Origin of the sequence: Streptomyces antibioticus, assembly GCF_002019855.1 — a bacterium.
GTDB lineage: Bacteria > Actinomycetota > Actinomycetes > Streptomycetales > Streptomycetaceae > Streptomyces > Streptomyces antibioticus_B.
This window is the reverse complement of record NZ_CM007717.1, coordinates 1379755-1392794: the sequence shown is the minus strand read 5'-3', so window position 1 is coordinate 1392794 and position 13040 is coordinate 1379755. Positions and strand designations below refer to the sequence as shown.

The window sequence follows — 13040 nt, the reverse complement described above, 5'->3', positions numbered from 1 at the left end:
GAGAGGTGTCCCCACATGACCACCCATGAGGCGAAGCTGCGCGACTACCTCAAGCGCGTCGCCACCGAACTCCAGCAGACCCGGCAGCGCCTGGAGGAGGCCGAGGCCAAGGCCGCGGACGGCCCCGACGAGCCGATCGCCCTGATCGGCATGGCCTGCCGCTTCCCCGGCGGCGCCGACACCCCGGACGCCCTGTGGAAGCTGGTCAGCGAGGAACGCGACGTCATCGGCGCCTTCCCCGCCGACCGCGGCTGGGACCTGGAGCACCTCTACGACCCCGACCCCGACGCGGCCGGCCGCACCTACGCCCGCGAGGGCGGATTCCTCTACGACGCCGGGGAGTTCGACGCCCCGTTCTTCGGAATCTCCCCGCGCGAGGCCCTGGCCGCCGACCCCCAGCAGCGCCTGCTCCTGGAGACGTCCTGGGAGGCCCTGGAGAACGCGGCCATCGACCCCACCACCCTGCGCGGCAGCCGCACCGGCGTGTTCGCGGGCGTCATCGCGCAGGAGTACGGGCCCAGCCTGCACCACCGGCCCGCCGAGCAGACCGACGGCTACGTCCTGACCGGCAACACCACCAGCGTCGCGTCCGGCCGGATCGCCTTCACCCTCGGCCTGGAGGGGCCCGCGGTCACCGTCGACACCGCCTGCTCCTCCTCCCTGGTCGCGCTGCATCTGGCCGCCCAGTCGCTGCGGCGCGGCGAATGCGACCTCGCGCTGGCCGGCGGGGCCACCGTGATGGCCGCCCCCGGCATGTTCATCGAGTTCAGCCGGCAGCGCGGGCTCGCGCCCGACGGCCGCTGCAAGCCGTTCGCCGCCGCCGCGGACGGCACCGGCTGGGGCGAGGGCGTCGGCGTGCTCGCCCTGGCCCGGCTCTCCGACGCCCGGCGTCTGGGCCGGCCGGTGCTGGCCGTGCTGCGCGGCTCCGCCGTCAACCAGGACGGCCGCAGCAGCCAGCTCACCGCCCCCAACGGCCCGTCCCAGCAGCGGGTCATCCGCGAGGCCCTCGCGGCCGCCGGCCTCGAAGCCGCCGACGTGGACGCCGTCGAGGCGCACGGCACCGGCACGCGGCTCGGCGACCCCATCGAGGCCCAGGCCCTCATCGCCACCTACGGCAGCGGCCGTCCGTCCGACCGGCCGCTGCTGCTGGGCTCGCTGAAGTCCAACATCGGACACACCCAGGCCGCCGCGGGCGTCGCCGGGGTCATCAAGATGGTGCAGGCCATGCGGCACGGTGTGCTGCCCAGGTCCCTGCACGTGGACGAGCCGTCGCCGCACGTCGACTGGTCCGAGGGCACCGTGCGGCTGCTGACCGCCGCCCACCCCTGGCCCGCCACGGACCAGGACCGTCCGCGCCGGGCGGCGGTGTCGGCGTTCGGGGTGAGCGGCACCAACGCGCACGTCATCCTGGAAGCCCCGCCCGCGCCCGTCACACCCCCGGCCCCGGAGAGCGCCGACGAGGCGGCTCTGGTCACCACCGTCCTGCCCTGGGTGATCTACGCCCGTACCCACGACGCCCTGCGCGCCCAGGCGTCCCGGCTCGCCGACCACCTCGGCACCACCGCCCGGGCAGCCTCGGCGGACATGGCGCACGCGCTGACCGCCACCCGTACCGCCTTCGACGAGCGGGCCGTGGTGGTCGCCGCCGACCCGGCCGCCGCGCTGCGCGCCCTGGCCCGCGGCGAGGACCCCGCCGACGTGGTGCGCGGCACCGCCCGCCCGGACGCCACCGACGGCAAGACCGTCTTCGTCTTCCCGGGACAGGGCTCCCAGTGGCACGGCATGGCCGCCGAACTCCTCGACACCGCACCGGTGTTCGCCGCCGCGATCGAGGAGTGCGAGGCCGCCTTCGCCCCCTACGTCGACTGGTCGCTGACCGACGTGCTGCGCGGTGCCGAGGGCGCTCCCGACCCCGACCGCACCGACGTCCTCCAGACCGCCCTGTTCGCCGTGATGGCCGGTCTCGCCGCCCTGTGGCGCTCCTACGGCGTCACCCCGGACGCCGTCGTCGGGCACAGCCAGGGAGAGGTGGCCGCCGCGTACGTCGCGGGCGGGCTCGGCCTGGCGGACGCCGCCCGGATCGTGGCCCTGCGCGCCCGCGCCCTGGAGAGCCTGTCCGGCCGCGGCGGCATGGTGGCCGTCGCCCTGCCCGAGGCCGAGGTCGCCGCCCGGCTCGCCGAGCGCTGGCCCGGACGGCTGTCCATCGGTGTCGTCAACGGCCCCTCCGCCGTGGCCGTCTCCGGCGATCTGGACGCCCTGGACGAACTGCGTCTCGCCTACGCGGCCGAGGGCGTGCGCACCAGCGTCATCCCGATCGACTACGCCTCCCACTCCCCGCAGACCGACGCCCTGCGCGCCCCGCTGCTCGACACCCTCGACGGCCTCGCCCCGCGCACCGGCACGATCCCGATGCTCTCCACCGTCACCGCCGACTGGCAGGACACCGCGGGACTCGACGCCGGGTACTGGGCGGACAACCTGCGCCGCACCGTGCGCTTCGAGGAGGCCACCCGCAGGCTCGCCGACACCGGGCACACCGTCTTCATCGAGGTCAGCGCCCACCCCGTGCTGACCGGCGCGATCCAGGAGACGCTGGAGCACCACCGCGCCCCGGCCCGCCCGGTCGTCACCGGCTCCCTGCGCCGCGGGCAGGGCGGACTCGACCGCTGGCTGCGCTCGGTCGCCGACCTGCACACCCAGGGCGTGCGCGTCGACTGGTCCGCCGCCTTCGGACCCGCCCCGCGCCGAGCCGAACCGGCCCCCCTGCCCACCTACGCCTTCCAGCGCGAGCGTTACTGGCTCGACGCCACCCGGTCGCCCGAACTCGCCGCGCCCACCGGCGGCGACGACGGCTTCTGGGACCTCCTCGACGGACAGGATCCCGAGCGCCTCGCCACGGCCCTCGGTCTGTCGGCCCCCGAACTCGCCCCGCTGCTGCCCGCGTTGACGTCCTGGCGGGAACGCCGACTGGCCGACGGCGCCCTCGACCGCTGGCGCCACCGCGTGGTGTGGCGGCCGGTCCGCGCGAACCGCCGCCCGGCGGGGGACTGGCTCCTCGTCGTCCCCGGCACCCACACCGACCACCCGGACGTACAGGCACTGGCCGCCGCGCTGGAGGCCGCGGGCGCCCGCCCGGTGACCGTCCCGGTCCCGGCGGACGCCGACCGCGCCGCGCTCGCCGCACTCCTGCCCGCCGAGGCCACCGCCGACGCCACCGCCGTGGTCTCCCTGCTCGGCCTCGCCGAGGGCCCCCTCGACGGCCACACCGCCCTGCCGCGCTCCTACGCCGCCCAGGTCGCCCTCACCCAGGCCCTGGACGACGCCGGTACGGCGGCACCGCTGTGGTACCTGACCCGGGGCGCCGTCTCCACCGGCCCGGGGGACCCGGTGACCGACCCCGAACAGGCCCTGGTGTGGGGCTTCGGGGCGATCCTCGCCGCCGAGAACCCCGCCCGCGCCGGCGGCCTCGTCGACCTGCCCGAGCGGCCCGACGCCCGTGCCTGGGAGCGGACCGTCGCCCTCCTCGCCGACCGGCGCCCCGGCCACGAACGCGAGATCGCCGTCCGGGACTCGGGCCTCCTGGCCCGCCGTCTGGTGCCCGCCGGTCCCTTCCCGCCCGCGCCCGGCACCGGCGGCTGGACGCCGACCGGCACCACACTGATCACCGGCGGGTCCGGCGCCCTCGGCGGGCATCTCGCCCGCTGGCTCGCCGCCCGCGGCGCCGAACACCTGCTGCTGGTCAGCCGACGCGGCCTCGACGCACCCGGCGCCGCCGAACTCGCCGCCGAACTGGAGGAGTCGGGCACCCGCGTCACCATCGCCGCCGCCGATGTCGCCGACCGTGAGCAACTCGCCGCCGTGCTCGCGCTGGTCCCACCGGACCTGCCCCTCACCTCCGTCGTGCACACCGCCGCCGCCCTCCACGACGCCCTCATCGGCGAGCTGACCCCCGACCACCTCGACCGTGCCCTGCGCGCCAAGGTGACGGGCGCCCGCAACCTGCACGACCTCACCCGGGACACCGAGCTGTCGGCGTTCGTCCTCTTCTCGTCCGTCGCCGGACTGTGCGGCATCCCCGGCCAGGCCAACTACGCGCCCGGCAACGCCTATCTGGACGCGCTCGCCGACCAGCGGCGCGCGGCCGGGCTGCGCGCGACCTCGGTCGCCTGGGGGCACTGGGCGGGCGACGGCATCGCCGCCGACGGCGCCGAGGAGACCCTGCTCCGGCACGGACTGGTCTCCCTCCCGCCGACGGACGCCCTCACCGTCCTCGGCCGCGTCCTCGACCACGACGAACCGCACCTCGTGGTCGCCGACGCCGACTGGCCCGCGCTCTTCCGCCGCCACCCCAACCCGCTCGCCGCCGAACTCCCCGGCGTCCGGGGCCGGTCGGCGGACACCGCGGAGACCGACGTCCGCCCCGACCGCTGGGCCGGACTCGGCCCGGCCGAACTGCGCCGCGAACTCCTCACCGTCGTAAGGGCGCAGGCCGCCGCCGTCCAGGGGCACGCCGGCCCCGACGCCATCGACCCGGCCCGGGCCTTCCGCGCCCACGGCTTCGACTCCCTGATGTCGGTGGAACTGCGCAACCGGGTCTCCGGGGCCGTGGGCCGCCAGCTCCCCGCCACCCTCGTCTACGACCACCCCACCCCCGCCGCCCTGGCCGACTGGCTGGCGACCGAACTCTCGGGCCGCACGGCCGAGTCGGACACCCCGGCCACGGCGGCGCGCACGGCGGTGGACGACGATCCGGTGGTGATCGTCGGCATGGCCTGCCGCTTCCCCGGCGGTGTGTCCTCCCCCGAGGACCTGTGGCGCCTGGTCACGGACGGCACCGACGCCCTCACCGAGTTCCCCGCCGACCGCGGCTGGGACCTCGACCGCCTCTACAGCGCCGACCCGGACCAGCCCGGCACCTCCTACGCCCGGCACGGCGGATTCCTCGACTCGGTCGCCGACTTCGACCCGGAGTTCTTCGGCGTCTCCCCGCGCGAGGTCCCGGCGATCGACCCCCAGCAGCGCCTGCTCCTGGAGACCACCTGGGAGCTGTTCGAGCGGGCGGGCATCGACCCGACCGGCCTGCGCGGCAGCCGCACCGGCGTCTTCGCCGGGATCTCCGGCCGCGACTACGCGGGCCGCACCCAGGACGTGCCCGCCGAACTGGAGGGCTACCTCGGTATCGGCACGGCGGGCAGTGTGGCGTCCGGGCGGATCTCGTACACCTTCGGCTTCGAGGGGCCGGCGGTGACCGTGGACACGGCCTGCTCGTCGTCGCTGGTCGCGCTGCATCTGGCCGCGCAGTCGCTGCGGGCGGGGGAGGCCGATCTCGCGGTCGCCGGCGGAGTGCTGGTGATGTCCACCCCGACCGTCTTCGTCGAGTTCAGCCGCCAGCGGGCGATGTCTCCCGACGGCCGGTGCAAGGCGTACGCGGCGGGTGCGGACGGGACCGGCTGGGCCGAGGGTGTGGGCCTGTTGCTGGTGGAGCGGTTGTCGGACGCGCGGCGGCTGGGGCACGAGGTGCTTGCGGTGGTGCGGAGTTCGGCCGTGAACCAGGACGGTGCCTCCAACGGGCTTACGGCGCCCAGTGGTCCGTCGCAGCAGCGGGTGATCCGGCAGGCGCTGGCGGCGGGCGGGCTGGGCCCGGCCGATGTCGACGCCGTCGAGGGACACGGCACCGGCACCACCCTCGGCGACCCCATCGAGGCGCACGCGCTCATCGAGACGTACGGCAAGGACCGCCCCGCCGAACGGCCGCTGTGGCTCGGCTCGGTGAAGTCCAACATCGGGCACACCCAGGCCGCCGCCGGTGCCGCCGGGGTGATCAAGATGATCCAGGCGATCCGGTACGGGGTCCTGCCCAGGACTCTGCACGTGGACGAGCCGTCCCCGCACGTCGACTGGTCGGCCGGTGCGGTGGAACTGCTCACCGAGGCCCGCGACTGGCCCTCGGTCGACCGGCCGCGCCGCGCGGCGGTGTCGGCGTTCGGGGTGAGCGGGACCAACGCGCACGTCATCCTCGAAGCACCGCCCTCCGGGCCCGCGGCAGTTGAGCCCGTGACACCCGAGCGGGGCACCGCGCCCGCCGTACTGCCGTGGGTCCTCTCCGCCCGCACCCGCGAGGCGCTGCGGGCCCAGGCCGAACGGCTCACCGCCCACCTCCACGACTCCCGACCCGATCCCCTGGACGTGGCCTTCTCCCTCGCCACCACCCGGGCCGCGCTGGAGGAACGGGCCGTGGTGGTCGGCGATCCTGAAGGTCTGCGCGCCCTGACCGACGGCACCTCCGCGCCGACCGTGATCACCGGCTCGGCCTCCCAAGGGGGTGGCCTGGCCTTCCTGTTCACGGGACAGGGCAGCCAACGCGCCTCGATGGGGCGCGAGTTGTACGACACGTATCCCGCGTTCGCCGCCGCCTTCGACGAGGTCGCCGCCGCCCTCGATCCGCTCCTGGACCGCCCGCTCGCCGAGGTGATCGCCTCCGGGGACGGTCTCGACGACACCGTGTACACCCAGCCGGCCCTGTTCGCCGTCGAGGTCGCCCTGTTCCGGCTGTACGCGTCCTGGGGCGTCCGCCCCGACTTCGTGGCCGGGCACTCCGTGGGCGAGATCACCGCGGCCCATGTCGCCGGTGTGCTGTCGCTGCCGGACGCGGCCACGCTGGTCGCCGCGCGGGCCCGGCTGATCGGCGCGCTCCCGTCCCGGGGCGCCATGGCCGCCGTCCAGGCCACCGAGGAGGAGGTCAGGGCCGAGCTGCCCGACGGCGTGGACGTCGCCGCCGTGAACGGACCCCGCTCGGTCGTCGTCTCCGGCGACACCGAGGCCGTCCACGCCCTCGCTGCCGCCTTCGCTGAGCGCGGCCGGCGCACCCGGCACCTGACCGTCAGCCACGCCTTCCACTCCGCCCACATGGACGCCGCGCTCGACGACTTCCGGACGGTCGTCGCCGCCCTGGCCTACGAGCCTGCGCGGATCCCCGCGGTGTCCGCGCTCACCGGGCGGATCGCCGCCGAAGGGGACCTGACCACCGCCGAGTTCTGGGTACGGCATGTGCGGGACGCCGTCCGCTGGGCCGACGCGGTCCGCGCGCTCGACGCCGCGGGCGTGTCGACCTACCTCGAACTCGGCCCCGACGGCACCCTCAGCGCCCTGGTGCGGCAGACCCTCGGCGACACCGACGGCGCATCCGGTACGACGGCCGACGTCGTCGCCGTACCCGCGCTGCGCCGGGACCGGTCCGAGCCGTCGACCGCGCTCACCGCGCTCGCGCACGCCCACGTCCGCGGCCACGCCGTGGACTGGGCCGCCTGCTTCGCGGGCAGCGGGGCCCGGCGCGTCGACCTGCCGACGTACGCCTTCCAGCGCCGCCGGTTCTGGCTGGAGCCCGGTACGGCCGCCCACGCGGACGCGCTCGGCCTCGGCAGCGTCGACCATCCCGTGCTCGCGGCCGCCGTGCCGCTGCCCGGCACCGACGGGCTGGTCCTCAGCGGCTCGCTGTCGCTGCGCACCCACCCCTGGCTCGCCGACCACGTCGTCCTCGGCACCCCCGTGCTGCCCGGCGCCGCCCTGGTCGAACTGGCCTTCCTGGCCGCCGAGTCGGCCGGCGCCGGGCGACTCGGGGAACTCGTGGTCGAGACACCGCTGACCCTGCCCCGGCAGGGCGCCGTGAAGATCCAGGTGGCCGTCGACGCCCCCGACGCCGCCGGGGACCGGCCGGTCACCGTCCGCTCCCAGGCGCCCGGCGCCGACTGGGTCCGGCACGCCACCGGCATCCTCGAAGCGGGGCCGGGAGCCGCCGCCGACCGCATCGACGTCTGGCCGCCCGCCGACGCCGAACCCGTCCCCGTGGACGCGGTCTACACGGCGCTGGCCGCGACCGGCCTGGAGTACGGTCCGGCGTTCCGCGGCGTCCGCCAGGCGTGGCGGGACGGCGACACCTACTACGCCGACGTCGTCCTCCCCGAGGAGCGGCGCGCGGAGACCACCGGGTTCGGCATCCACCCGGCGCTGCTCGACGCGGCCCTCCAACTGCCGGGCCTGCACGCCGAGTCCGAGGGGCCCACCCGGCTTCCGTTCGCCTACCGGGGTGTCGCCCTGCACGCCACCGGCGCCACCGCGCTGCGGGTCCGGCTGACCGCGACCGCGGCGGACACCTTCAGCCTGCTCGCCGCCGATCCGAGCGGCACGCCCGTGGTCTCGGTGGACTCCCTCACCACCCGGCCGGTGCGGGCGGCCGCCGACGGCCTGTACGCCCTCACCTGGCCGTCCCTGGCGGACAGTGCGGCGGACGCCGAGCCCTTCGACTGGACCGAGGTGCGGCTCGGCGAGGTCCCGGACGGCGCGAGCACCCTCCAGCGGGTCCGTGCCGCGCTGGACCAGGCCCTCACCACCGTGCAGGACTGGCTCGACGGCACGACCTCCGAGCGGCTCGTCGCCGTCACCCGCGCAGCCGTCGCCGTACACCCCGGCGAGGCACCGGATCCGGTCGCCGCCGCGGTGTGGGGACTGCTGCGCTCCGCGCAGACCGAGAACCCCGACCGCATCGTCCTCGCCGACACCGACGGCAGCCCCGAGGCGGGCGCCGCGCTGGCCGCCGCCGTGGCCACCGGGGAACCCCAACTCGCCCTGCGCGGCGGCGACATCCACGTACCGCGCCTGGCACCCGCCGACTCCGCGCAGGCCCCGGTCGAGCGGTGGAACCCGGACGGCACGGTCCTGATCACCGGTGGCACCGGCACCCTCGGCGCCCTGATCGCCCGGCACCTGGTCGCCCGAAGGGGAGTACGCCACCTGCTGCTGGCCTCCCGCAGCGGCGCGGACGCGCCGGGCGCCGCCGAACTCCGGGCCGAACTCATCGCAGGGGGAGCCGAGGAGGTCGTTCTCGCGGCCGTCGACACCGCCGACCGCGACGCGTTGGCCGAGACGCTCGCCGCGATCCCCGAGGCGAACCCGCTGACCGCCGTGGTCCACACGGCCGGTGTCGTGGACGACGGGATCACCACCGCGCTCACCACCGACCGCCTGGACACCGTGCTGCGTCCCAAGGCGGACGGCGCCTGGCATCTGCACGAACTCACCGCCCACCTGCCGCTGGACGCGTTCGTCCTGTACTCCTCGGTGGCCGGCGTCCTCGGCTCGCCCGGTCAGGGCTCCTACGCCGCCGCCAACACCTTCCTCGACGCCCTCGCCGCGCACCGGCGGGCCCGGGGGCTGCCCGCCCAGTCCCTGGCCTGGGGCCAGTGGGAGCAGGCCAGCGGCATCACCGGCCACCTCACCGCCGCCGACCTCGCCCGGCTCGCCCGGCTCGGCGTGCGGCCCCTGCGGGACACGGAGGGCACCGCCCTGTTCGACGCGGCCGAGGCGACGGGCGCCGCCCTGCTGGTGCCCTCGCCGTTCGACCTCACCGCCCTGCGCTCCTCCGGCGCCCTCGCGCCGCCGCTGCGCGGCCTGCTGCCGCGCGAGCACCGCCCGGCGCGCCGCGGCGCGGCCGCGCACGGCGGGGGAGAGCCGGCCGGCCTCGCGCAGCGGCTCGCCGCACTGCCGGACACCGTGGCACGCGAGGCGGCGCTGCTGGACCTGGTCCGGGCCGAGACCGCGACCGTCCTCGCCACCGCGCCCGCCGCCGTGGGCGTCCGCAAGCCGTTCACCGGGCTCGGCGTGGACTCCCTGACCGCGGTCGAGCTGCGCAACCGCCTCTCCGCCGTCACCGGCGTCACCCTCTCCGCCGCGCTCGTCTTCGACCACCCCACCCCGGCGGACGTCGCCGCGCATCTGCGCGACCGGCTCCTCGGTGCCGACGCGCCCGCACCGGCGGTGCCCGCCGCTCCGGAGCGGGCCGCCGCACGGGACGACGACGATCCGGTGGTCGTCGTCGGCATGGCCTGCCGGCTGCCCGGCGGTGTCACCTCCCCGGACGAGCTGTGGGAACTGGTGCGCGACGGCGTGGACGCGGTGAGCGAGTTCCCCGCCGACCGCGGCTGGGACCTCGACGCGCTCTACTCCGAGGACCCCGACCGCCCCGGCACCTCCTACACCCGGCACGGCGGATTCCTGGAGCGGGCGGCCGACTTCGACGCCGCGTTCTTCGGGATCTCCCCGCGCGAGGCCCTCGCCACCGACCCCCAGCAGCGCCTGCTCCTGGAGACCGCGTGGGAGGCGCTGGAGAACGCGGGCGTGGACCCGCAGGCCCTGCGCGGCAGCCGTACCGGTGTGTTCGCCGGGGTGATGTACCACGACTACGCGCCCCGGGTCCGCGAGGTGCCTGCCGAACTGGAGGGCTGGCTCAGCAACGGCACGGCCGGAAGCGTGGCCTCCGGGCGGATCTCGTACACCTTCGGCTTCGAGGGGCCCGCGGTCACGGTGGACACGGCCTGCTCGTCGTCGCTGGTCGCGCTGCATCTGGCCGCGCAGTCGCTGCGGGCGGGGGAGTGCGATCTCGCCCTGGCCGGCGGGGTCGCCGTGATGTCGACCCCGACGACCTTCGTGGAGTTCAGCAGGCAGCGCGCCCTGTCCGCCGACGGCCGGTGCAAGGCGTACGCGGCCGGTGCGGACGGGACCGGGTGGGCCGAGGGCGTGGGCCTGTTGCTGGTGGAGCGGTTGTCGGACGCGCGGCGGCTCGGGCATGAAGTCCTCGCGGTGGTGCGGAGTTCGGCCGTGAACCAGGACGGTGCCTCCAACGGGCTCACGGCGCCCAGTGGTCCGTCGCAGCAGCGGGTGATCCGGCAGGCGCTGGCGGCGGGCGGGCTGGGCCCGGCCGATGTCGACGCCGTCGAGGGACACGGCACCGGCACCACCCTCGGCGACCCCATCGAGGCCGAGGCCCTGATCGCCGTCTACGGACAACGGCCCGACCCCGCACGGCCGTTGTGGCTGGGCTCGCTCAAGTCCAACATCGGGCACACACAGGCCGCCGCCGGTGCCGCCGGGGTGATCAAGATGATCCAGGCGATCCGGCACGGGGTGCTGCCCAGGACCCTGCACGTGGACGAGCCGTCGCCGCACGTCGACTGGTCGGCCGGTGCGGTGGAACTGCTCACCGAGGCCCGCGACTGGCCGTCCGTGGACCGGCCGCGCCGGGCCGCCGTCTCCTCCTTCGGGGTGAGCGGGACCAACGCGCACGTCATCCTCGAAGCCCCGCCCGCCGGGCCCCCGGCCCGCGAGCGGGGCACCGCGCCCGCCGTACTGCCCTGGGTGCTCTCCGCCCGGAACCCCGGCGCGCTGCGCGGCCAGGCCGCCCGGCTCGCCGAGCACCTCGACGGCTCGGACCACGACCCGGCCGACGTCGCGCACTCCCTGGCCGTCACCCGCGCGGCCCTGGAGGAGCGCGCCGTCGTCCTCGGCGACCCCCGCCGGGCCCTCGCGGCGCTCGCGGCCGGGGAGTCGGCGCCGGGCCTGGTCCGGGGCCGCGCCGACACCGACGGCAGGACCGTCTTCGTCTTCCCCGGCCAGGGCTCCCAGTGGGCCGGCATGGCCGTCGAACTCCTCGACACCGCACCGGTGTTCGCCCGCCGTATCGAGGAGTGCGCCCAGGCCCTGGCCCCGTACACCGACTGGTCCCTGACCGACGTCCTGCGCGGCGCGGACGGCGCTCCCGGCCTCGACCGGGTCGACGTGGTCCAGCCCGTGCTGTGGGCGGTGATGGTGTCCCTGGCCGAACTGTGGGCGTCGCTCGGTGTGCGGCCCGACGCCGTGGTCGGCCACAGCCAGGGCGAGATCGCCGCCGCCACGGTGGCGGGCGGGCTCACCCTGGACGACGGCGCCCGCGTCGTGGCCCTGCGCAGCCGCGCCCTGACGGCGCTGTCCGGACGCGGCGGCATGGCCTCCGTCGCCCTCACCGCCGCCGAGGTCGCCGAGCGCATCGAACAGCGCTGGCCCGAGCGGCTGTCCGTCGCCGTCGTCAACGGACCCGGATCGGTGGTCGTCTCCGGCGACACCGACGCCCTGGACGAACTCGTCGCCGCCTACGGGGAGGAGGACGTACGGGCCCGGCGGATCCGCGTCGACTACGCCTCGCACTGCGCCCATGTCGACCAACTGCGCGACGAACTCCTCGGTCTGCTCGCGCCCGTCCGCCCGCGCACCGGCACCGTGCCCCTGCTGTCGACCGTGACGGGCACCTGGCAGGACACCGCCGGACTCGACGCCGCCTACTGGGTGGCCAACCTGCGCCGCACGGTCCGCTTCGAGGAGGCCACCCGTGCCCTCGCCGACGCCGGGCACTCGGCGTTCGTCGAGATCAGCCCGCACCCGGTGCTCACCGTCCCGCTCCAGGAGACCCTGGAGGCCGTCGGCGCCGCGGGGAGCACCGTGACCGCCGGCACCCTCCGCCGCGACGAGGGCGGCCTCGGCCGGTTCCTCACCTCGGCCGCCGAACTCTACGTGCGCGGTGCGGCCGTCGACTGGGCGGCGGCGCTCGCGCCCGCCGTGCCGCGCCGGGTCCCGCTGCCCACCTACGCCTTCCAGCGGCGCCGGTACTGGCTGGACGCGGAGATCACCAACACGACGGTCGTCACCGCGGGCGCCCCGGCCGAGCCGTTCTCCGACGAGGCGCGGGAACCCGCGTGGACCGGACGGCTCGCCGGACTCGGGGCCGAGGAGCGGATCGCGGCCCTCACGGGACTGATCCGCGCGGAGGCGGCCCTCGTCCTGGGCCACACCGAGGGCGCCGCGGGCGTGGAGGCCGACCGGGCCTTCCGGGACCTCGGGTTCAGCTCGCTGACCGCGGTCGAACTGCGCAACCGGATCGGCGCGGCGGTCGGCCTGGACATCCCCGCCACCCTGGTCTTCGACTATCCGACCCCCGCCGAGATCGCCGCCCACCTCGCCGAGCGCCTCCCGCTCGACGCCGCTCCGGCCCCGACCGTCGACGCCTCCCTCGCCGTCCTGGAGGAGGCGCTGACCACGGGGGAGGACACCGAGGGCGTCCTGTCCCGGCTGCTCGCCCTGATCGGCCGCCACGACCGCGGAGTCCCGGCGGGCGGCACCGGCGCGGGCGCGGACATCGACCTCGACACGGCCAGCGACGAGGAGCTGTTCCGCCTCGT

The 13040-nt window shown here is 76.3% G+C and carries 1 pseudogene; it reads left to right on the top strand.

Annotated features, from left to right (window positions below):
• Positions 1–51 precede the first annotated feature (51 nt).
• Positions 52–12807: pseudogene (locus AFM16_RS06115) on the top strand (type I polyketide synthase); the annotation flags it as partial.
• Positions 12808–13040 lie beyond the last annotated feature (233 nt).